The sequence below is a fragment of the Streptomyces sp. SID13726 genome, assembly GCF_010548375.1.
Taxonomy (GTDB): domain Bacteria; phylum Actinomycetota; class Actinomycetes; order Streptomycetales; family Streptomycetaceae; genus Streptomyces.
The window spans coordinates 58,303-79,947 of record NZ_JAAGLY010000009.1 but is presented as its reverse complement, the minus strand read 5'-3'; the positions used below and the strand labels follow the sequence as shown (position 1 = coordinate 79,947).

Annotated in this window: 16 protein-coding genes and 1 pseudogene; 4 read left to right on the top strand and 13 right to left on the bottom strand. The window is 71.1% G+C overall.

Annotated elements, in window-relative coordinates:
- Positions 1–59: 59 nt before the first annotated feature.
- The 4 genes and pseudogenes from G3I78_RS24300 to G3I78_RS24285 all read right to left on the bottom strand — a co-directional run bounded on the left by G3I78_RS24300 (position 60) and on the right by G3I78_RS24285 (position 7,203).
- Positions 60–1,028, bottom strand: coding sequence for a hypothetical protein (locus G3I78_RS24300; RefSeq protein WP_164428055.1), 969 nt, complete (start codon positions 1,026–1,028; stop codon positions 60–62).
- On the bottom strand, positions 1,025–4,459 hold the full coding sequence (gene dnaE / locus G3I78_RS24295) for a DNA polymerase III subunit alpha (protein WP_164428484.1): 3,435 nt from the start codon (positions 4,457–4,459) through the stop codon (positions 1,025–1,027). The genes G3I78_RS24300 and dnaE overlap by 4 nt, the downstream gene beginning before the upstream one ends.
- A gap of 155 nt (positions 4,460–4,614) precedes the next feature.
- Positions 4,615–5,820, bottom strand: coding sequence for an FAD-dependent monooxygenase (locus G3I78_RS24290; RefSeq protein ID WP_164428054.1), 1,206 nt, complete (start codon positions 5,818–5,820; stop codon positions 4,615–4,617).
- A pseudogene (locus G3I78_RS24285) lies at positions 5,817–7,203 on the bottom strand (MFS transporter). Before G3I78_RS24285 ends, G3I78_RS24290 begins: the two are co-directional and overlap by 4 nt.
- Before the next feature lie 59 nt (positions 7,204–7,262).
- Here G3I78_RS24285 and G3I78_RS24280 point away from each other — a divergent pair.
- Complete coding sequence (locus tag G3I78_RS24280) at positions 7,263–7,889, top strand: TetR/AcrR family transcriptional regulator (protein ID WP_164428052.1); 627 nt, start codon at positions 7,263–7,265, stop codon at positions 7,887–7,889.
- 578 nt (positions 7,890–8,467) lie between these two features.
- Here the strand turns inward: G3I78_RS24280 and G3I78_RS24275 are convergent.
- Entirely contained in the window at positions 8,468–9,550 is a 1,083-nt protein-coding gene (locus G3I78_RS24275; protein WP_164428050.1) for a S1 family peptidase, read from the bottom strand.
- Positions 9,551–9,782: 232 nt separating this feature from the next.
- Entirely contained in the window at positions 9,783–10,754 is a 972-nt protein-coding gene (locus tag G3I78_RS24270) for a slipin family protein (RefSeq protein ID WP_164428048.1), read from the bottom strand.
- A gap of 89 nt (positions 10,755–10,843) precedes the next feature.
- Between G3I78_RS24270 and G3I78_RS24265 the strand changes: the two genes are divergently transcribed.
- On the top strand, positions 10,844–11,728 hold the full coding sequence (locus G3I78_RS24265; protein WP_343243837.1) for an alpha/beta hydrolase: 885 nt from the start codon (positions 10,844–10,846) through the stop codon (positions 11,726–11,728).
- Positions 11,729–11,804: 76 nt separating this feature from the next.
- On the opposite strand, the gene G3I78_RS24260 is transcribed toward G3I78_RS24265, so the two are convergent.
- The 7 genes from G3I78_RS24260 to G3I78_RS24230 form a co-directional block, all read right to left on the bottom strand.
- Complete coding sequence (locus G3I78_RS24260; protein WP_164428044.1) at positions 11,805–12,713, bottom strand: S1 family peptidase; 909 nt, start codon at positions 12,711–12,713, stop codon at positions 11,805–11,807.
- A 212-nt stretch (positions 12,714–12,925) separates the two neighbouring features.
- The gene (locus tag G3I78_RS24255; RefSeq protein ID WP_164428042.1) at positions 12,926–13,708 is read right to left on the bottom strand and encodes a DUF1684 domain-containing protein; all 783 of its coding nucleotides are present in this window, start codon (positions 13,706–13,708) and stop codon (positions 12,926–12,928) included.
- Between the two features lie 3 nt (positions 13,709–13,711).
- On the bottom strand, positions 13,712–14,992 hold the full coding sequence (locus G3I78_RS24250) for an NtaA/DmoA family FMN-dependent monooxygenase (protein WP_164428482.1): 1,281 nt from the start codon (positions 14,990–14,992) through the stop codon (positions 13,712–13,714).
- An 11-nt stretch (positions 14,993–15,003) separates the two neighbouring features.
- Entirely contained in the window at positions 15,004–16,059 is a 1,056-nt protein-coding gene (locus G3I78_RS24245) for an LLM class flavin-dependent oxidoreductase (RefSeq protein ID WP_164428039.1), read from the bottom strand.
- Entirely contained in the window at positions 16,059–16,820 is a 762-nt protein-coding gene (locus G3I78_RS24240; protein ID WP_164428038.1) for an amino acid ABC transporter ATP-binding protein, read from the bottom strand. Before G3I78_RS24240 ends, G3I78_RS24245 begins: the two co-directional genes overlap by 1 nt.
- Positions 16,821–16,848: 28 nt before the next feature.
- Positions 16,849–18,603 carry an FAD/NAD(P)-binding protein gene (locus tag G3I78_RS24235; protein WP_164428036.1) on the bottom strand — a complete coding sequence of 585 codons (1,755 nt, stop codon included), beginning with the start codon at positions 18,601–18,603 and terminating at the stop codon, positions 16,849–16,851.
- Positions 18,600–19,457, bottom strand: coding sequence for an amino acid ABC transporter permease (locus tag G3I78_RS24230; RefSeq protein WP_164428034.1), 858 nt, complete (start codon positions 19,455–19,457; stop codon positions 18,600–18,602). Before G3I78_RS24230 ends, G3I78_RS24235 begins: the two co-directional genes overlap by 4 nt.
- Positions 19,458–19,837: 380 nt before the next feature.
- Between G3I78_RS24230 and G3I78_RS24225 the strand changes: the two genes are divergently transcribed.
- Entirely contained in the window at positions 19,838–20,773 is a 936-nt protein-coding gene (locus tag G3I78_RS24225) for an ABC transporter substrate-binding protein (RefSeq protein WP_164428032.1), read from the top strand.
- A 406-nt stretch (positions 20,774–21,179) separates the two neighbouring features.
- Positions 21,180–21,620: a cell division protein SepF gene (locus G3I78_RS24220; protein WP_164428030.1), complete on the top strand. Its 441-nt coding sequence runs from the start codon at positions 21,180–21,182 to the stop codon at positions 21,618–21,620.
- Positions 21,621–21,645: the final 25 nt, after the last annotated feature.

The following is a 21,645-nucleotide window of genomic DNA, read 5'->3' as shown; positions in this document are numbered from 1 at the left end:
CCCGCTCACCCACACTGATCAGCACCGTTCCGTGCAGCCGGTCTGATCCGCCGGAGGCCCTACGCCGCCAGCGCCCCCGGCAGCACCGCGAGCGGTCCGAACTTCGCGCGGGCGCGGTCCGCGACCTCCTCGATGCGGCGCAGCTTCTCGTCGGTCGGGTCGAAGGCGAGCTGGCAGGAGGCCTGTTCGGCGGAGTCGAGGCCCTCGGCGCGCAGGACCAGCGCGCGGACCCGGGCCCGCTGGAGGCCCAGCGCCTCGTACATGCCGTAGGCCGCCCTGGTCAGGGCCGCCGAGTGGGCGGTGGGTTCGCCGAGGGTGCGACTGCGGGTGGTCGCGGAGCGGTCGGCGTAGCGGACGGTGAGGGTCAGGGTGCGGCAGACCTTGTCGAGGGCGCGCAGCCGGGCGCCCAGTTCCTCGGCCGCGGAGAGCAGCGCGCGGCGGTGCAGGACCGGGTCCAACTCGTCGCGGGTGAAGGGGCGTTCGGTGGCGAGCGAGCGCGAGACGCCGTTCGGGACGACCCGGCCGCGGTCGACCCCGCTGGCCTTCTCGCGCAGCTCACGGCCGCCCTTCGCACCGATCAGGCGCTGGAGCGTGGACAGGGGTGCGGCGGCGACCCGGCCCAGGGTGTCGAGGCCGTACTCGCACAGGGTGCGGGCGGTCGCGGCGCCGACGCCGGGGAGCGTGGCGACGGGCCGGTCGGCGAGGAAGTCGGCCGCCGCGTCCTCGGGAACCGTGCAGGTCACCCCGGGCCGGGCGTCCCTCAGCGCCATCCGGGCCAGCATCGGTCCGGGCCCGGCGCCGATCGCGCAGTCCACCCCGTGCAGGGCGAGGGCGCGGACCCGGATCACCGAGGCCAGCTCGACGGCGTCCCGCTTGAAGTACCGTTCGGCGCCCCGCAGATCGGCCAGCGCCCCGTCCGGCGGCAGCGCCTCGACGACCGGCGTGAACTCCTCCAGGAGGCCGAGCAGTTCGGGCAGGGCCGCCTCCCGCGTCGGCGGCTGCTGGAAACGTACGCAGAGGATGGTCATCCCGCACTCCCCGGACTCTGGTGCCACAACTTCCGTACCTGTGAAGGCTCTTGACCCGCCGGTCGCAGATCGGCCCACGGATGCATTTCGTATCCCGTCGGCATTTGGATTCGCCGGCCGCCGGTCGGATCACCGGGCGCGTCACCGGCCCGCTCCGGCGCCGGTTCCGCCAGCCGCGCCGCCACCGCGTCGAGGCCGTCCCGGTCCCGCAGTTCGACCAGTTCGGCGAGGTTCCAGGCGGCCGAGCCCACCACGCTGAGGCTGCGCGGGCCGCGCCGCTGCACCACCCCGCGCACCAGCAGCAGCCAGGAGTGGAAGACGGTGTGCGCGCAGGCGTCGTGCGAGTCGTCGAAGAAGGCCAGGTCGACCAGGCCGGTGCCGTCGTCCAGGGTGGTGAAGATGACCCGCTTGCCGGACCGGATCGGCGGGGTCTGGGTGGCCGCCTTGGCCCCCGCGACCAGCACCGCCTCCCCGTGCCGCGCCTCCCGCAGCCGCCGCGCGCCGACCACGCCCAACTCCCGCAGGAATTCCCGGTGGTCGTCCATCAGATTGCGCGAGACGTCCATCGACAGCACCCCCAGCTCGGCGCTGAGCCGCTCCACCGAGGAGAGGTCCGGCAGCCCGGCCGGCGCGGTCTCCCGCCCGCCGGCCAGCGGGAGTTGGCCACCGCCCGCGCCCCGCCCGCCGCGGTGCAGCTCGGTCAGATGCAGTTGCAGATCCCGCCGGTTGGCGCCGAAGGAGTCCAACGCCCCTACCTGGGCGAGCCTTTGGGCCAGCGGCCGGCTCGGCCTGCCCCGCTCCCAGAAGTCCAGCAGCGAGGCGTAGGGCTGCCCCTCCGCGATCCGCGCCGCCTCGGCCTCGCTGACACCGTGCACGTCGGAGAGGGCCAGCCGCAGTCCCCACACCGCCGGAGATTCAGACACCAGTTCGATCCGATGAGCGACCGCGGACCGGTTCACGTCCAGCGGCAGGATCGGCACGCCCCGCCGCCGCGCGTCCGCCAGCAGCAGCCGCTTCGGGTACATCCCGGGGTCGTGCGTGAGCAACCCGGCGTAGAAGGCGGCCGGGTGGTGCGCCTTGAGCCACGCCGACTGGTACGTCGGTACGGCGAAGGCGACCGCGTGGGCCTTGCAGAAGCCGTAGGACCCGAAGGCCTCGACGATCTCCCAGGTCCGCTGAATCGTTTCCGCGTCATACCCCTTCGCCGCCGCGTGCTGGGCGAACCAGAACCGGATCCGCCCCTGCGACTCCGGGTCGGACAGCCCGCGCCGCACCCGGTCGGCCTCGCTCCGCCCGCAGCCGGTCATGATGTCGACGATGTCGATGATCTGCTCGTGGAAGACGACGACCCCGTACGTCTCCTTCAGCGGCCGCTCCAGATCCCGGTGCGGATACCTGATCGGCGCCCGCCCGTGCCGCGCCTCGATGAACGGCCGCACCATGTCGGCGGCGACCGGCCCGGGCCGGAAGAGCGAGATGTCGACGACGAGGTCGTGGAAAGTGGCCGGCTGCAACCGCCCCACCAGGTCCCGCTGCCCCGGCGACTCGATCTGGAAGCACCCCAGCGTCTCGGCGGATCTGATGAGCCGATACGTCGCCGGGTCACCCGGCGGCAGTCCGTCCAGGTCGACCACGGCCCCCGTGGCCCGCTCGACCTCCGCGACCGCGTGCGCCATCGCCGACTGCATCCGCACCCCGAGCACATCGAGCTTGAGCAGCCCGAGCTCCTCCACGTCCTCCTTGTCGAACTGCGACATGGGCAGCCCCTCGCCGCTGGTCGGCACGACCGGCGTACGACGGAGCAGGGAGGCGTCGGAGAGCAGCACCCCGCACGGGTGCATGGCGACTCCGCGGGGCAGGGCGTCGAGCGCCTCGACCAGCTCCCACAGCCGACCGTACCGCTCCTTCTCCCCTGCCAGCTCCTTGAGTTCGGGCAGTTCCTCCAGTGCCGCGCGGGCGTCCCTGGCCCGGATGTGCGGGAAGGACTTGGCGATGCGGTCGATGTCGGCGGGGTCCATGGAAAGGGCCGCGCCGACGTCCCGGACCGCGTGCCGCACCCGGTACGTCTCCGGCATCGCGACGGTGGCGACCCGCTCGGTGCCGAACCGCCCGATGATCGCCCGGTAGACCTCCAGCCGGCGCGCGGACTCCACGTCGATGTCGATGTCGGGCAGGACCAGCCGCCGGGTGGACAGGAACCGCTCCATCAGCAGCCCGTGTTCGACCGGATCGGCGTGGGCGATACCGAGCAGATGGTTGACGAGCGACCCCGCGCCGGAGCCACGGGCCGCGACCCGGATTCCCATGTCCCGTACGTCGTCCACGACTTGAGCGACCGTCAGGAAGTAGGAGGCGAAGCCGTGGTGGGCGATGATGTCCAGTTCCCGGTGCATCCGCTCCCAGTAGGCGCGTCGTTCCGCGTACCCCTTCAGCACCATCCCGGCCGCCGCCCGGGAGGCCAGTGCCCGCTGGGCGGTACGCCGTCCCGCGCCGACCAGACGCGGCTCGGGAAAGTGGACGGTGCCGATGCCGAGGTCGTCCTCGGGGTCGAGCAGGCACTCGGCGGCCGTCATCCGTGTCTGTTCGAGGAGCCGGTGCGCGGTGTCCCGCCGGAAGCCCGCGGCCTCGACGATCCGCTCGGCGGCGGCCAGCATGGCGCCCGCGTCCTTGAGCCAGCCCTCGCCGGAGTCCAGTTCCCCGAGGGCGCCGACGGGCACGAGCCGGCGCGCGGAGTCCAGCACGTCGGCGACCGGACCGAGGCCGGGATCGGCGTACCGGACGGCGTTGCTGAGCACGGGCCGGATCCGCTGCTCGGCGGCGAACCCGACGGTACGGGCGGCCAGTCGCAGCGAGCCGGGTCCGGTGCCCTTGCGCCCGTGCCAGACGGCTTCGAGGCGCAGGGCGTCGCCGTAGGTCTCCCGCCAGGGGCCGAGCAGCCGGGCGGCCCGGTCCGGCCGGCCGGCGGCGAGGGCGCGGCCGACGTCCGAGGCGGGTCCGAGCAGCACGGTCAGCCCGTCCCCCCGGTTCTCGCTCCAGGACAGCAGGGGCACGCCCTCCGCGCCCTTGCCGGAGTGCGCCGCCGTGACGATCCGGCACAGGTCGGCCCAGCCGTGGGCGCCGTCCCGGGCGAGGAAGGTGACCCGGGGGGCCGACTCGTCGACAAAGGCACCCCCGCGCACCGGAGCACGGCGCCGCCCTCGTCGTACGGAGTCGCCCTCCTCCACCGCCAGGCCCACCCCGAACAGCGGCCGGACCCCGGCCTTCGCGCAGGCCTTGGCGAACCGGACCGTGCCCGCGAGGGTGTCCCGGTCGGTGAGGGCGAGGGCGTCCATGCCCCGCTCGGCGGCGCGCTCGGCGAGGTGCTCCGGGTGGGAGGCGCCGTAGCGCAGGGAGAACCCGGAGACGGTGTGCAGATGGGTGAAGCCGGGCATCCACACCTCCCACTCGAACATCAGTTCCCTACTCCCGCACCCCCACCATACCCCCATTCTCGAACGCTTGTACGACTACCATCGAAACGCCCCTCACCTGCGAAAACACCCGGACGTCCGGCCCCTACGCAACGCGATCCCCCTCCGGCCGCCGCTCACCCCACAGTCACGAACCCGGGCAGGGTCAGAGCCGAGTGGACCGGCCGCCCCTCCCCCACGGGCATGGTGCCGAGACTCCGCAGCATGTCGTTGCGCCGCTCCAGCGCCTCGGCGGTGGTGGGGAAGAGCGTGGCGCCGCCCTCCCCGATCTGGTCCTGGTTCGCGGTCACGAACCCGCGGGTGTCGCGCTCGTAGGCGGCGAAGCCCTCGGCGGCGTCCCGGCCGGCCAGGGAACAGGCGAGCATGTACGCGCCGACGAGCGCGAGGCTGGAGCCCTGCCCCGTGAGGAACGAGGGCGCGTACGCCGCGTCGCCCACCAGCGCGACCCTGTCGTCGGACCAGCGGGGCATCCTGATCTGGCTGACCACGTCGACGAACAGGTCGTCGGCCTCGTACATCGCGGCGATCATGCCCGGCACCTCCCAGCCCGCTCCGGCGAACACCCCGGCGACCAGGTCGCGTTGGGCCTCCGGATCGCGGAACGCGCCGAACGACGGTTCCGGGCGGGCGAAGTTCAGGAAGGCGTGCACCTCGTCGCCGTCCCCCACGGCGTAGAGAGCCGCCGCCCTGCCCGGGACGTTCCACATCGCGATCTCACGGGAGAGCCCGAGGGTGTTGCGCATGGTGAACCCGGCGAAGCAGTACCCGAGATAGCGGTGGAACCGCTCCTCGGGCCCGAACACCAGCTCCCTGGTGCGGGAGTGCAGACCGTCCGCGCCGAACACCATGTCGAACGTACGGCTGCCACCTCCGCGGAAGGTGACGTCGACCCCGTGACCGGACCGGTCGAGGGTGTCGACGGAGTCGTCGAACAGGAACTCCACGTCGTCGCGGACCACCGAGTACAGGGCGTCGGTCAACTCCCCGCGCGGCACCTCCACATCCCGCCCCTCCACATCCGGCCCCTCCGCACCGCGCGGCTCGACCGAGGCCACCGTGCCGCCGTCCCCGTCGAGGAAGGTGAACCGGCGCAGGTCGACGCGGGCGTCGCGCAGCCGGGGCAGGATGCCCATGCGCCGGACGACCTCCAGCGCGGTACCGCGCACATCGATGGGGTAGCCACCGCTGCGCGGGGCGTGGGCCTTCTCCACCACCGTGACCGCATACCCGTGACGGTTCAGCCAGAAGGCGAGAGCGGGACCCGCGATGCTAGCCCCCGATATCAGGACCTCGCGGCGCTTCGACCGGCCGTTGAGGGTCATCGCTTGACTCCTTTGCGCAGGAAGCGAACGGCGAACAGGGACAGCGCGGTGACGGCGCCGGCGATGACGAAGCCGGTGACGAAGGCGGACTCGTCCGGATCCTCCGCACCGGGACGGGTCCCGGCGGCGAGAAAGGCCCCGCTGACCTGGGCGCCCGCGGCGAACCCGATCACCCGGGTGACCAGAACCAGGCTGGTCGCGGTGCCGGTGTCGCCGTGCCCGACGGAGGTGGCGGTCCTGACGACCATCGCCGTGACGCAGACCCCACTGGCCAGGGCGACCAGCGCCTTGCCGACGACGAGATGCCAGACCTCGCTGTGCACGAACGCCAGGCCCGTCAAGGTGACCGTCATGATCCCGATCCCGGCCGCGACCACGGCACTTGAGCCGAACCGCCGCACCGCCCAACGGCCCGCTGACCGCCCCCGCGACGGCACCGGGCAACAGATACCGCCCGATGTCGGTGGACCCGGCCCCGAAGCCGTACCCGTCACCGGACACCGCGAACAGCTGCGGAACGAGGAACATCGACACCGCGGTGCCCGCACACACGGCGAACGTGATGACGTACGAACTCCACACGGCGGGCTCGGCCACCACCCCGAGATCGACCATCGGCGAGGCCGACCGCCGCTCGACGAGGACCCAGCCACCCACGAGAAGTGCCAGCACCACCACGAAGGCGCCCAACAGCAATGGCCGGCCGCCGAGTTCGGGCGCCGCCGCCAGCCCGAACATGAGCGTCAGCAGAACACCACTCAGGAGCACCAGCCCTGGCCAGTCGATCCTGGCGTCCGGCCGCCCCGGCGGATCGTCCGGCAGCAGCCGGTGCACGAGCAGGGTCGCCCCGACGATCGCGAGGGTCGGTAGGGCGAACATCCAGTGCCGGGACAGCCCTTCGGCGATGGGCCCGGCCATCAGCGTGCCCAGCATCCCACCGCCCACGAACAACCCGCTGACCACCCCGATGGCCACCTGGGACTCGCCCGCGGAGAGGTGCTTGCGCACCAGGATGAACGACAGCGGCATCGCCCCGACCATGGCGCCCTCCAGCACCTGGCCGAGCAGCAGCACCGGCAGGTTGGGCGCCAGTGAGGACACCAGGCCACCGGCCGAGACCACCGCCATCAGCCGGACCATGACGCGTTTCCCGCCGTGGCGGTCACCGAGGTTGCCCGCGACCGGCGTCACGAGAGCGCCGGTGATGAGCATCGTGATGCTGAGCAGAGCCCCTTGAGCGGGGCTCATCGATAACTCCCGCTGCAACAGCGGAAGCGTCGGCGTCACCACCGACTCCAGGGCGCCGGTGAAGGCGGCCAGCAGACCGAGGGCCCCGACAGCGGCCTTTCCGACACGGACCGGTGGAGCAAGCGTTGCGGTCATGAACATCCCTCCCACGAACTACACTACACGGTGTAGTGCACTCAGGTTAGGATACGGCCATGCCGACCACGAAGCCCCTGCGCGAGGGAGCCACACCAAAGCGGGCCGCGATCCTCACCGCGGCCCGCGAACTCTTCCTCGCCGACGGCTTCGACCGCTCCAGCGTCGACGCGGTCGCCGCCCGCGCCGGCGTCTCCAAGCGGACGGTCTACGACTACTTCGGCGACAAACAGACCCTCCTGCAAGCGGTCGTGGACGACGTGGGCCACTCCCTGGTCACCACGGTCCGGCGCATCCTCGACGACACCCTCACCGACCCCATCGAGACCGCCGACCTGGAGAACGTCCTCACCACGTTCGCCCTGCGCATCGCGACCGACATGCTCGGCTCGGCGGAGTACGCCACCCTGCAACGCCTGGTCCGGGCCCGCCCCGGCCACCAGAGCGAGAACTCCATGGCCGACACCCCGGACGAAGCCCTCGCAGAACGCCTCGCCGCCTTCGCCGAGGCCGGCCTCCTCACCGTCCCCGACCCCCGCCTGGCCGCGGACCAGTTCATCGCCCTGACCTTCGGCGTAGCCCTCAACCGCCACGGCTCCGCCAACGCCACGGAGGACCCCCGCATCCAGCCCCTCCTCACAGAGGGAGTACGAACGTTCCTCCGAGCACACCAACGGACCACTTAGCGCCGGGCGCGCCTAGGAGGGTGCCGGGTTCGGTTGTCTGGCGGGTGCGGATTCGTCGTGGCTTGTCGCGCAGTTCCCCGCGGGCAGCTGCGCTGGGCTTGAGCCGGGCGCCTATGGGGGTGCCGGGTTCTGTTGTTTGGCGGGTGCGGGTGCGTCGTGGCTGGTCGCGCAGTTCCCCGCGCCCCTGACGAGCTACAGGCACCCTGCGCCGATACCCGACCCCCCTCGACCGCGGCGCCCAACGCGCGCCACGACGGGCCGTCAGTCGCCGACGGTGCGAAGGGGACGGGGTGGGGGGTGTCCGCCCGCAGCGGCCGGCGTCCATAACCGAGCACCTCTACAAGGGACCGAGCCGCCGGACCGAGGACGGATACCCCCCACCCCGGCCCCGACCCCACCACCGAACGCAACGCGCTACACAAGCCCCCACCGGACCGCAACGGGCCGCCGCAGGCATCTCAGGGGCGCGGGGAACTGCGCAAAACGCCCGCCCCCACCGAACCCGCACCCGACACACGACCGACAACCCACAACCAAAAGCCCCGTCCCCCCAAAAGGAGGACGGGGCCAAAAACCCATCAGCCGATCGACGCCCCCGTCGCCGACAACGCCTCAGTCACCGGCTGAAAGAACGTCTCCCCACCCGAGGCACAGTCCCCACTCCCCCCCGACGTCAACCCAATCGCACTGCTCCCGGAGAACAACGACCCCCCACTGTCCCCCGGCTCCGCACACACATCCGTCTGGATCAACCCGTTCACGACATCCCCGTTCCCATAGTTCACCGTCGCATCCAGCCCGGTGACCTTCCCGGAGTGCACCTGAGTCGTGGACCCACTACGCGTCACGGCCTGCCCGACAGTCGCCGAAGCCGCCCCCGTGATCGCCTGGGCGGACCCGTCATACAGATCCACCTCACTCGGATGTTCGACATCCGCCGTGTACTTCACGAGCCCGAAGTCGTTGTCCGGGAAGCTCGACACGGAGTTGGTCCCGATCACCTTCCCGCTGGAGTCCGCCCAACTGGAGATCGCCTCCGTGCAGTGCCCCGCCGTGAGGAAGTACGGCTCCCCGCCCTTCACCACGTTGAACCCCAGCGAACACCGCCCCCCGGACCCGGAAATCGCGTCGCCCCCGGCGATGAAGGGCTTGAACTCCCCCTGGGACCGCTGGAGTTCCGCCACGGACCCCAACCCGTCGACCACCTTCGCGAGCTTGGCCCACTCGGCCGACGACACCGTACGGTCCGCGGTGACGACCACCTTGTTGGTGGTCGGGTCGGTCACCCACGAAGTCCCCGGAATCGTCGCGGAACCCGTGAGCGTCGTCCGCGCGCTCTTCAGCTCACCGAGCGAGTGCGAGACGACTCTCGCCGTGGCCCCGGCCGCCGACACGGTCCGCGCCGCGTCCTCGTCGAGCACGTTCACCACAAGGCTCTTGGTCTTCGCGTCGTAGAACGTCCCGGCCGCGTCCGCGCCGAGATCCGCCCCGAGCGTCGAGGCGAGCTTTCCGGCCGCGAGGGCCGAGAGGGTCTTGACCTCGGGCGAGGCCGGCGACTCGCTGGCGTTCGCAGTCTGCAAGGTGACTCCCGCGGCGACCAGCGCGGCAACACCCGCACCTGTCACGACGATCCGCCGCCTGGGTATGCGTCGATGCTTCAACTCGCGTCCTCCTGTGGGGGGGCGGCCCGGAGATTGTGGGGACCTCACGGACCGGAAGGCTGGTTGACGGAGGCCCACTCTTCCGAACCCCACAGGGGGCGCACAAGGTTGACTTCAGGACGCGCGTAGAACGCGGTTGCACTCCCCCTCTGGATTGACCGTGCACAGTCACACCAGGCAAATTCACACTGCAAACACTACGAGCGAGTAACCCTTCACCAACCCGTGAGGTCTACTCCTGTCCTGAATTCGCCCCTCCGGAACCCTGATCCGGCAGGGACTCAAGAGACGCCCGTTGCTCCCGCACCGGTTGCTGAACAGCCTGCTGCACCGGCTGCTGCACCGGCCGCTCAACAGATTGCGGCACCGGCTGCTGAACAGGTGGCGGCACCGGCTGCTGAACAGCCTGCTGAACCGCCCCCGCCCCCACCCCCGCCCCAACCCCCTGCTGCGCCTTCTCCAGAAACCGCAACAACTCCACCGGAAACGGCAACACCAGCGTCGAGTTCTTCTCCGCCGCCACCGCCACCACCGTCTGGAGCAACCGCAGTTGCAGCGCCGCGGGCTGCTCCGACATCTCCTTGGCCGCCTCGGCGAGCTTCTTCGACGCCTGGAGCTCCGCGTCCGCGTTGATGACCCGCGCCCGCCGCTCCCGGTCCGCCTCGGCCTGCCGGGCCATGGACCGCTTCATGGTCTCGGGCAGCGAGACGTCCTTGATCTCGACGCGGTCGATGGTGACCCCCCACTCCACCGCCGGGCTGTCGATCATCAACTCCAGCCCCTGGTTGAGCTTTTCGCGGTCGGAGAGCAGATCGTCCAGCTCGCTCTTGCCGATGATGGACCGCAGCGAGGTCTGCGCCATCTGCGAGACCGCGAACCGGTAGTCCTCCACCCGCACGACCGCCTCGGCCGGCCCGGTCACCCTGAAGTAGACGACGGCGTCCACCCGCACGGTGACGTTGTCCCGGGTGATCCCCTCCTGCGCGGGCACCGGCATGGTCACGATCTGCATGTTGACCTTCCGGAGCTTGTCGATGCCCGGAACGATCATGGTGAACCCCGGTCCGCGCACATCCGACCGGAGCTTGCCGAGGCGGAAGACCACGCCCCGTTCGTACTGTTTGACGACCCGCGCTGCCGCCATCGCGTACACCGCTCCGGCGGACACGAGCGTCACGCCCGCCGCCACCAGCTCCTCGACCATCGCGACCCCCAGGGTCCGAACCAGGCGCTCAAGGTGTGTACTTCGACGGTAACTCCGGGATGTACACGAAGGGGAGACGGAGGACACAGGTGGTCGATGGCATACGCACACGGGACGGCCGGCGGCTGACGGTCGAGGAGCACGGCGACCCGGACGGCACCCCGGTGTTCCTGCTGCACACCACCCCGGGGTGCCGCTTCGGCGGGGTCCCCGAGGAGGTCCTGGCCGCGCGGCGGGACATCCGGTTCATCGCCTACGACCGTCCCGGCTACGGCGACTCGGACCGCCGCCCGGGACGCCGGGTGGCCGACGCGGCGGCCGACGTGTCCGATGTCGCCGACGCGCTCGGGCTGGACCGCTTCTCGGTGCTCGGCCGCTCGGGCGGTGCCCCGCACGCCCTGGCCTGCGCCGCGCTGCTGCCCTCCCGGGTCCGGCGGACCGCGGCGCTCGCGTCGCCCGCGCCGCCCGACACCCGGGAGCTGAGCTGGTTCGACGGCATGGCCGAGTCCCACGTCCAGGAGTACACCCGGGCCCTCACCGACCCGCTGGCCTTCGCCGAGCGCCTGGCCGCCCGCGCCGCCGACATCCGCCGGGACCCGGCGCAGCTGCTCGTCTCCCTCCGCGACGGGCTCACCGCGTCCGACCGGCGGATCGTCTCGGACCCGGTCGTCGGCGCGACGCTGCTGCGCAACTACCGCGAAGCGCTGGGCGGTTCGGCGTACGGCTGGCTCGACGACGAGCTCGCCCTGCTGAGCGACTGGGGCTTCGACCCGGCCACCGCCACCCGGCCGGTCCTGCTGTGGCACGGCGCCCTGGACACCATCTCCCCGGTGGGCCACTTCAAGTGGCTCGCCGACCGCATCCCGCGGGTCCGGCCCGTGCTCCAGCCGGACGCCGGGCACTTCGGAGCCATCGAGGCCCTGCCCGCCGTACTGGACTGGCTGTGCTCCGCCCCGGGGCGGGCCACGCCCTGACCGGCGACGAGCCCCCGTACGTCGGATGCGTACGGGGGCTCACCGGGCGCCGGCTGCGGCACAGGGGGTGCGGGGTCTAGAAGACGCTCACGCCATAGGCGCTCAGGGCCTCGGTGACCGGCTGGAAGAAGGTCGTACCGCCGGAGGAGCAGTTGCCGCTGCCGCCGGAGGTCAGACCGTAGGCGACACCGTTGCTGCCGTACAGCGGACCGCCGGAGTCGCCGGGCTCGGCGCAGACGGTGGTCTGGATCATGCCGTAGACGACATCGCCGCCACCGTAGTTGACGGTCGCGTTGAGCGCGGTGACCCGGCCGCTGTGGATACCGGTGGTGGAGCCGCGGCGGTTGACCGTGGTGCCCACGCTCGGGGTGGCGGCGCTGGTGATGTCGACGCTGCCGACGGTGCCGGAGATCGACGAGACCGGGTAGCTCGAGGAGTACCGGACGATGCCGTAGTCGTTGGTCGGGAAGCTGGACCCGGCCGTCGAACCGAGCGTCGTGGTGTGCCCGGAGTTCGACCACCAGGTGCCCGCGCCGTCGGTGCAGTGACCGGCGGTCAGGAAGTAGTACGTGCTGCCGCTGCGGACGTTGAAGCCCAGGGAGCAGCGCCAGCTACTCGCATAGATGGCGTCGCCGCCGGAGATCAGCTTGTTGAACTTGCCCGGGGTCCGCTTGATCGTGAGCGCGTCGGAGTTGCTGCCCGCCTGCTCCTTGATCTTGGCGATCTCGGCCTGCGAGACCGTGCTGTCGACGGTGACGACGACACGGTTGGTCTTGCTGTCGACGGCCCAGGCGGTGCCGGGGATGTCGGCCTTGAGCACCGAGTTGCTGGCGCTCTTGAGCTCGGTGGTGCTGAACGGGGTCGCGGCGGTCGCGTTTGCGCTGGGGACCGCGATGGCGGCCGCGGCCACGAGACCGGTGGTACCGGCGATGAGGCGGGTGCGTCTCGTGATGCCGCTGCGGGGTGTGGTGCGCTTGATCCTCACTTTTCGTTCCCTCCCAGGGGAATTCGGGGGCCCGCGTGGGGTCGGGGCCCGTGAGGCGCAGTCGGGGGCGGGCAGGGTCCGGATTTCGAACACGCCGTGCCCCTGACAAGCGCTGTGGGGGAGTATTCGGCCGAACGGCCGGTAGGCGCAAGGGCGCCTTTCGGCCGTCAGCCTTTGGAACACCTTTGCGTTCGGGAGGGAACCTCAGCCCTTCAGATCACGTCCCGCTCCCCCGCCGCGACCGCGACGCCGAGGGTGTTCCCGGGCGGTGGGAAAGGGCAGATGTAATGGTCGGCGAAGGCGCAGGGCGGCAGCAGCGCGCGGTTGAAGTCGACCGTCGTACGGCCCTCGGCGTCCGGCGCGGCCGGGTACAGGAAGCGGAACCGGTAACTGCTGTCGCCGCTCGTCGTGTCGCCGAAAACCGCCCACAGCGAACCGTCGCCCTGGACCGCGACCTTCAGCGTCAGCTCCCGCCCGTCGAGCGCGAACTCGACCTCCCCGCCGAGTCCGAGCCCGCGCTCGACCCCGTCCGCGGTCGGCACCCGGACGGTCCGCTGTGTGTCGTACGGCGTGAAGCGCCCCGGCACCGACCAGCGCGGGTCGTAGGGCGTGGCCTTGATGCCGCCGAAGGTCCGCCGGGCCGGGGAGCCGGGGTCGAAGTCCCGTACTCCCCACACGCCTTCGCGCACCAGCACCACCAACCGGCGTTCCCCGAGGGCCACTCGGGACGTCTCCGGCGTCCCGGGGTCGGCGGCCAGCCGGACCTCGCCGCCGAACGGCCGCCCGTCGACGGTCAGTCCGTCCGCCTCCTCGGCGGTGAGTACGACACCGTCGTCCGCCGGGCTCCAGCTGCCGGGGAGTCCGGGAAGCCGCCCGTCGGGGTGGTCCACGGGCCAGTGCGTGCCGGTCAGCGCGAGCGGCCCGTAGGGCGCCGACACCGACTCGACCCGGTGCTCGTGCCACTGCTTCCACGCGTCGGTCGCGTCCGTGGTCATGGGTCAGCCTTTCTGTACGGGGTCGGGGAGCCCCAGGTGGGAACGGAGGGTGGTGCCGCGGTACTCGGTGCGGAACGCGCCGCGTTCCTGGAGCAGCGGGACCACCCGGTCCACGAACTCGTCGAGCCCGCCCGGGGTGAGATGGGGTACGAGGATGAAGCCGTCGGCGGCCTCGCGCCGCACGAACTCGTCGAGTTCGGTGGCGACCGCCTCCGGGGTGCCGGTGAAGAACTGCCGCCCGCCCGCCTCGATCACGGTCTGCCGGATCGACAGGCCCTTTTCCTTCGACAGGGCCCGCCACTTCTCGGCGACGGCGACCGTGTCACGGCGCCGGGTCCGGCCCTGGGTGAGCGCGGGGTCGACGACCGGATCGATGTCGGGGAGGGGTCCGTCGGGGTCGTAGGAGGACAGGTCGACTCCCCAGATCTGCTCCAGCGTGAGCAGCGCGGTCTGCGGGGAGGTCTGCTGCCGGCGGATCTCGGCGGCCCTCTCCCGGGCCTCGGCGGCGGTGTCGCCGAGGACGACCCCCACCCCGGGCATGATCTTCAAGTCCCCATGGGCGCGGCCGTACTTGGCGAGTCGCCGCTTCACATCGGCGTAGAAGGCGCGGCCGTCCTCCAGCGAGCTCTGCCGGGTGAAGATCACGTCGGCGGTGGAGGCGGCGAACTCCCTCCCCTCGTCCGAGTCCCCGGCCTGGATGACGACCGGGTGCCCCTGCGGTGAGCGCGGCACGGTGAACTCACCCGCGATGTCGAAGTGCCGCCCCCGGTGCGCGAACGGCCGCGAGATCCCGTCCGGTGTCCAGGAGTCCCACAACTCCCGGGCCGTCTCCAGGAATTCGGCGGCACGGGTGTAGCGGTCGGCCCGGTCCAGGAAGCCGCCGCGCCGGAAGTTCTCCCCGGTGAAGGCGTCGGAGGAGGTCACCACGTTCCAGGCGGCCCGGCCGCCGCTGAGGTGGTCCAACGTGGCGAACCTGCGGGCGAGTTCGTACGGCTCGTTGAAGGTCGCGTTGACCGTGGCCGCGAGCCCGAGCCGCTCGGTGACCGCGGCGAGCGCGTTCAGCACGGTGATCGACTCGGGCCGCCCGACCACGTCCAAGTCGTGGATACGGCCCTTGTGTTCGCGCAGCCGCAGCCCCTCGGCGAGGAAGAAGAAGTCGAAGAGTCCGCGCTCGGCGGTGCGGGCCAGGTGCTCGAAGGACGAGAACTCGATCTGGGACCGCGACTTGGGGTCGGCCCACACGGTGGTGTTGTTGACGCCCGGGAAGTGGGCCGCCAGATGCATCTGCTTGCGGCTCATGACACTCCCCCGGTCCGGGCGTACTGGTTGGCGGGCCTGGCCAGGCCCAGGTGCTCCCTGAGCGAACTGCCCGGATAGAAGGTGCGGAACAGTCCGCGGTGCTGGAGCAGCGCCACCGTGCCGTTGACGAGCCGCTCCAGGTCGCGGAGCGGTTCGGCGGGCGTGAGGTGGAAGCCGTCGACGACGCCCTCGCCGTGCCAGGTGGCGATCAGTTCCGCGAGGTCGACGGGGCCGCCCCGGTACACCGGCCCCTGCGCGGTCTGCCGGGGTCCGCCTCCGCCGTGGCCCGGCTCGGCGGCGTGCTCGCCGTCACCGAGGTCGACGAGCAGGCTCGCGAGCACCCGCAGTTCGTCCGGGTCCCGCCCGAACCCGGCGGCCTCCGCCCTCAGTTGATCCCGTACGGCGGCGGTCTGGCCCGCGCTCACGGCCCGCACCAGGGCCACGTCGGCGTACCGGGCGGCGGTCCGCCTGGCCTGTCCGTCGGTGGCGTCGACCACGCGCACCGGGTGCCCCTGGGGCGGACGCGGCACGATCGAGGGGCCCTTGACGGAGAAGGACGTGCCCCGGAAGTCGACGTGATGGAGCTTGTCCCGGTCGATGAAGCGGCCGGTCGGCACGTCCCGGATCTCGGCGTCGTCCTCCCAGCTGTCCCACAACCTCGCGGCCACGTCGGCGACTTCACCGGCCTCCTGCCACAGGGCGTCGGCCGGTGCCGCGTGCCGGCGCCCGAAGAGACGGGCCTCGCCCTCGGTGGTCGACACGTCGAGCCGCCAGCCGGCCCGGCCCCGGCTGACCCAGTCGAGGGTGGCGACGGCGGCCTGGACGTGGAAGGGCTCGGTGTGGGTGGTCGTGACGGTGGGCACCAGGCCGATCCTGCTGGTGGCGGGCGCGACCCGGGACAGCACGGCGAGCGCGTCGGGTCCTGGCCGGGCGAAGGAGTCGTCCAGGGTCACGAAGTCGAGGCCGCCGCGCTCGGCGAGCCGGGCCAGGCCGACGTAGGAGGCGGCGTCGTAGGCGGACAACTGGTCGACAGCGGCGGCGAGATGCAGCATCACAGCACCTTCGAGAGAAAGGACCGCGTGCGTTCGTGCCGCGGATCGTCCAGTACGTCGGCGGGCGGGCCCTGTTCGACGATCCGGCCGTCGTCCATGAACACGACGGTGTCGGCGACCTCGCGCGCGAAGCCGATCTCATGGGTGACGACGATCATCGTGGTGCCCTGGTGGGCCAGGTCCCTGATGACGTCGAGGACCTCACCGACCAGTTCGGGGTCGAGCGCGGAGGTCGGTTCGTCGAACAGCAGCAGCCGGGGTTCAAGCGCCAACGCCCGCGCGATGGCGACCCGTTGCTGCTGCCCGCCGGAGAGCTGCCGGGGATAGGCGCCGGCCTTGTCGGCGAGCCCCACCCGGTCCAGGAGCCGCCGCGCCGCCTCGACGGCCTCCTTGCGCGGCCGCTTCAGCGCGGACACCGGCGCCTCGACGACGTTGTCCAGCACGGTCAGATGCGGGAACAGGTTGAAGTTCTGGAAGACGAACCCGATCCGCGTCCGCTGTCTCAGCACCTCTCGCTCGGGCAGCTCGTACAGCCTGTCCCCGGAGCGCCGGTAGCCGATCAGCACCCCGTCCACGCTGACCACGCCCTTGTCCACCTTCTCCAGGTGGTTGACGGTCCGCAGCAGCGTCGACTTGCCGGAGCCGGACGGGCCGAGGATGACGGTGACCTCGCCGGCGCGCACCGCGAGGTCGATCCCCTTGAGCACCTCCAGGCCGCCGAAGCTCTTGTGCACGGACCTGATGTCGACCATGACGCTCATCGCTGAACTCCCCTGTTTCCCATATGTCTTAGGCGGCCGCACGGCCGACGAGTCCGGCGAGGAACACCAGCGCGGCCCGCGCGGTCGCGTCGTTCTGGCGGAACGCGGGACCGCCGGTGCGCGGCCGGGTGAAGGCGCCGGGGGTACGGCCATCGGTGTGCGGCCCGAGCGCGAACCGCCGCGGGTGCGGCCGCCCGGACCGGTCCAGGACCCGCCCGTCGGCCCGGTCCACCCGGAGCAGCCCGTCCGGACTCTCGGCGACCCCCTCGGCGTACAGCTCGCGCAGCAGCGGATCGAGCGCCCGCCGGACCGTAGGCTCGGGCAGCCGCGCCTCGACCAGCGCCCGCGCCTGGACCGAGAACCCCGGCACGGTCGGACTCGACGCCGTGAACACCCCGTCCGCGGCCCGGACTTCCATGTCCGCCCCGACGAACCTGAGCACCCCGGCCCGGGACAGCGCAAGCAGCTGCCGCAGCCGGGGTCCGGGCGGCCCGGAGGCGAGGTAGCTGAAGAACCCGTGCCACCACCCGCCGATGTCCCCGAGCCGCACCAACTGCCCGTAGACGGAGAGCAGTCCGAGGAAGACCGCCAGGTCCGGGCTGTGCGACGGATCATGATGGCGTGTCAGATCGACCTCGACGTACGCCCGCAGCCCGTCCTGGAACTCCTCGTGCGACCCGAACCGCACGCCCTCCAGCGGCCGGTCGAGCGCGGCGAGGTCGAGCCGGTCACCGGGGTCGGGCACGGCGGAGGCGACCAGCACCCCGCGCTCGTCCGGGTCCGCCACCGCGTACTTCTCCTCGAAGTCGGCCCAGGACATCGCGGTCCGCTCCGAGTGCACGGTGAACAGCCGGTGGTAGTGGGCGAATCCGAGCTCCTTCTCCACCAGCGGCCAGACATCCCGCCGGAAGTCGAACCCCTCCGCACGGGCCAGCAGTTCGTCGATCTGGGCCGGCCCCAGGAAGCGGGGCAGCGGGGGCCGCTCACCGGTCCAGTCGTAGCCGATCTTCGAGTGGTACGGCATTCCGCGCCGCGATCCGACGTACAGCACCGGCTCCCGGCCCGAGGGGAGGTAGGTGTCCCCGTCGTACCGTCCGCCCCGCCCCTCGGTGAGCAGCACCATCAGGTCGACGAAGGCGAGCCCGAAGCCGCGCACCAGCACCGGTTCGCCGGGCGCGAGGGCGGACAGGTCGCTGTCGGCGGTGAAGTCGGGCGGGAGATGGACCAGGCCGTGGGTGCGCGCGTAGGCCGCCAAGTCGCGCTGTTCGTCGTCGAGTTCGGCGTCCAGATGGCCCAGGTTGAGGACGACCAGGTCGGCGAGGAGCGGGCGCGGGCGGCCCTCCAGCCAGACCTGCTGGCGGCCCTCGCGCGGCCCGTTCACCCGCAGGGCCCGGCGTGGGTGGTGGTGGACGGTGACGCTCTCGGGCAGCGCGGCCACCGCCTGTTCGTGCACCCAGCGCAGGTAGGCGCCCTGGAGCTGCCGGTCGGCAAAGGTGCGGCCGTCGATGCCGGCCCACTCGTGCAGGGTGGGGCCGGGGTTCACGGGTCCGGCCATGTCGACGGTCTCGTCGGTGAACATGGTGACGTCCTCGGCGTGCGAGTTCATCAGCAGCAGCGGCGACTGGTCCGCCCGCCAGACGCGCCCGGCGCCCGGTGGATGCGGGTCCACCAGATGCACGTCCAGGCCCGAACCGTCGTACAGCTCGGGGGCGTTGGCGGCGATCCGCTCGATCAGGCCGGTCCCCCGCGGCCCGGCTCCGACGATGACCAGGGAGTGCCTCATCGGGTGCGCTCCGAGCCGCGGGCGTAGTGCTTCTCCACGTAGTACTGGCCGACGCTCAGCACCGAGGTGACCACGGTGTACCAGACGGTGGCGACCATCAGCAGTGGGATGACCTGGTAGGTGCGGTGGTAGACGAGTTGCACGGAGTAGAGCAGGTCCTGCACGGCGATCACGCTGACGATGGAGGTGCCCTTGAGGGTGCCGATCAGCATGTTCCCGGCCGGCGGCACGATGGAGCGCATGGCCTGCGGCAGCACGATCCGCCACCAGCGCCGCCACCGGCTCAGTCCGAGCGCCTGGGCGGCCTCGATCTGGCCGCGGTCGACGGAGAGGATCCCGCCGCGCACCACCTCGGCGGCGTACGCGGCCTCGTGCAGGGTGAGGCCGATGATCGCGACGGTGACGGGGCCGAGCAGGTCGACCGTCCGTACGCCGAGGATCTGCGGGTACAGCGCCCCGATGTTGAACCAGAGCAGCAGCTGCACCAGGATCGGGATCGACCGGAACAGCCAGACGTATCCCCAACTGACGCTTCTGAGGACGGGGTTGGCGGAGAGCCGGGCGGCCGCGAGCAGGGCGCCCAGCACGAAGCCGAGCGCCATGACCACCGCGGTCAGCCAGAGCGTGAGCCACAGTCCGCGCAGCACCGCGTCCGAGGTGAAGTAGTCCGCGACGACGTCCCACTGGAACGCTCGGTTGCGCAGTACGGAGTCGAGGGCGAGGCCCAGCAGCACGAGGACGGCGACGGCGGCCGTCCACTGGCCGAGACGGCGCTGCGGGACGATGTGCAGGGAGTCCGCGTCTTCCGGTATGTCCGGTGCGGCGGGGGCTTTGGCGAGGGTGTCGGAGGACATGGGAAGGCTCCGTGGCATCGAGTCGTTCGAACTCGGACGGTTGCCTTCACACGGATGCGGCCGAGCCCCTCAGCAGGGCCGCCTCCTGAGAGTACGGGTGCGTTTCCCGGCTCTGTCAAGGCTGTCCATACTGTGAGCCGTACGTCTCAAGTCGGTTGACGCCCCACCGGATGCCTGTTCCACTTACCCCATGCATCCACAGCAGTGGCTGGTCAAGCGCTCCCACATCGACTTCGGTCGCGTGTGGTCCTCTTCCTGTTGAGCTGACCCACTGCGCGCCCTGATCCCGTAGGGCGCCTTTTCGCGTTCTCCCCTTCTTTCTGCCTTCACACGCGCCTCCCCTCACCCCGCGCTGCCTGCTCACAGGAGACCACCGCACCATGCGCACACGCACGCATGCCCGAAAGAGACTGTTCATCCCCTTTGCCGCTATCACCGCCGGAACCCTGCTGCTGACCGCCTGCGGTTCCGGCACGGACGAAGCCGTGACCGCCTCCGCCAAGTCCGACGCGATCCCCACCACCGACGTCGTCTCCGCGATCGGGAAGAACGAGGCCGCGGCGGAGCTGCTGCCCTCCGGCACCAGGACCCTGACCCTCGCGGTCAGCGTCTCCGGCCAGCCGCCGGGCACCTCGATCCTGGACGACGGCAAGACCCTTGCCGGACAGGACGTCGACTTCGCGAACGCGGTCGCCAAGACGCTCGGCATCAAACTGAAGACCGAGCAGGCGAGTTTCGAGGCGATCCTGCCCGCCCTCGACAGCGGCAAGTACGACCTCGGCGTCGGCAACTTCGGTGTGACCGACGAGCGCCGCAAGACGATCGACTTCGTCACGTACATCAACGACGGCCAGGGCTTCGCCACCCGTGACGACAGCAAACTCACCAAGGTCACCGACCTGTCCCAGCTGTGCGGCCTGAACGTGGCGACGGGTGCGGGCACGACGTTCGAGGCGACCCTGGAGGACAACAAGCACCTCTGCGCGGACGCCGGCAAGAAGCCGTACGAGGTCCAGACCTACAACGAGCAGGGCGCCATCTGGTCCTCGCTCCAGCAGGGCCGCAGCGACATCGTGATGTCCACGATCAACGGCCTCCGCTACGCCGTGGCCCACCAGCAGGGCGTGAAGTTCCTCAACGAGTACCACCGCCTGGACGTCGGCTTCGCCTTCAAGAAGGGCACCGCACTGACGCCGGCGTTCCAGGCGGCGGTCAACTCCCTGCTCAAGGACGGCACCTACGCCAGGATCCTGAAGAAGTGGGGCACGACAGGCTCGGCGATCACGAAGTCGGAGATCTCCCCTCCGGAGCTGTAGTCACACCGGCGCTTCAGCGGTCGCACCCGCAATCACAGCAATCGCACCCGTCCCCACAACAGCTGCACCATTCGCCGGAGCCCCCGCCGCTCAGCCCGCCGCGGTGCGTCTTCCGGAATCGCCGCCGGCCTGACTCCCCGTCAGAACCGGTATCGCATCGCACCCGCCGCACCTTCACCCGTACGCCCCACGCCTCACCCGTACGCCGTGAAGAATCATATTTCACTCACAGTCAGCAGCCGTATGGGACGCGACCCTTGGGGTACCTGGGCTCTCGACGTATTCGCTGTGCACCAGTACCGTCACAAACCCCCCGCGCGGCGGCTATCCACTTGGCGCGCGATCCGCATCATGGATGACCATAGGGATACAGAAGCAAGAGAGACCGCTGTGAGAGGAGGCGTCCATGGGATCGGTGCGCAAGGCGAGTGCCTGGCTGGGCCTCGTTGACGACAACGATGACGAGCGTTACTACGACGACGACGGATACTCCGAAGGGACCGAGCCCGGGGATGCCTGGGTCACCGACCCGCGGGTCAAGGTGGCCTCGGACGTCGCCGAGGAGAAGGGCCGCCGGATCGGCACGGTCACCCCGGACAGCTTCCGGGACGCCCGCGCCATCGGCGAACTGTTCCGTGACGGCGTCCCCGTCATCATGAACCTCACCGCGATGGAGGCCGGTGACGCCAAGCGCGTCGTCGACTTCGCGGCCGGGCTGATCTTCGGACTGCGCGGTTCCATCGAGCGCGTGTCCACCCGGGTGTTCCTGCTGACCCCCGCCAACACGGAGATCGTGAACGGCGACCCGGCACAGCACCGCACGGACGGCTTCTTCAACCAGAGCTGAGGCAGGGCCGCTCGCCGGCCCTGCC

Coding starts and splice junctions, on each gene's coding strand:
- G3I78_RS24300 (WP_164428055.1), bottom strand. CDS start 1,028: ATGACCATCCTCTGCGTACGTTTCCAGCAGCCGCCGACGCGGGAGGCG.
- dnaE (WP_164428484.1), bottom strand. CDS start 4,459: ATGCCCGGCTTCACCCATCTGCACACCGTCTCCGGGTTCTCCCTGCGC.
- G3I78_RS24290 (WP_164428054.1), bottom strand. CDS start 5,820: ATGACCCTCAACGGCCGGTCGAAGCGCCGCGAGGTCCTGATATCGGGG.
- G3I78_RS24280 (WP_164428052.1), top strand. CDS start 7,263: ATGCCGACCACGAAGCCCCTGCGCGAGGGAGCCACACCAAAGCGGGCC.
- G3I78_RS24270 (WP_164428048.1), bottom strand. CDS start 10,754: ATGGTCGAGGAGCTGGTGGCGGCGGGCGTGACGCTCGTGTCCGCCGGA.
- G3I78_RS24255 (WP_164428042.1), bottom strand. CDS start 13,708: ATGACCACGGACGCGACCGACGCGTGGAAGCAGTGGCACGAGCACCGG.
- G3I78_RS24250 (WP_164428482.1), bottom strand. CDS start 14,992: ATGCATCTGGCGGCCCACTTCCCGGGCGTCAACAACACCACCGTGTGG.
- G3I78_RS24245 (WP_164428039.1), bottom strand. CDS start 16,059: ATGCTGCATCTCGCCGCCGCTGTCGACCAGTTGTCCGCCTACGACGCC.
- G3I78_RS24240 (WP_164428038.1), bottom strand. CDS start 16,820: ATGAGCGTCATGGTCGACATCAGGTCCGTGCACAAGAGCTTCGGCGGC.
- G3I78_RS24235 (WP_164428036.1), bottom strand. CDS start 18,603: ATGAGGCACTCCCTGGTCATCGTCGGAGCCGGGCCGCGGGGGACCGGC.
- G3I78_RS24230 (WP_164428034.1), bottom strand. CDS start 19,457: ATGTCCTCCGACACCCTCGCCAAAGCCCCCGCCGCACCGGACATACCG.
- G3I78_RS24225 (WP_164428032.1), top strand. CDS start 19,838: ATGCGCACACGCACGCATGCCCGAAAGAGACTGTTCATCCCCTTTGCC.
- G3I78_RS24220 (WP_164428030.1), top strand. CDS start 21,180: ATGGGATCGGTGCGCAAGGCGAGTGCCTGGCTGGGCCTCGTTGACGAC.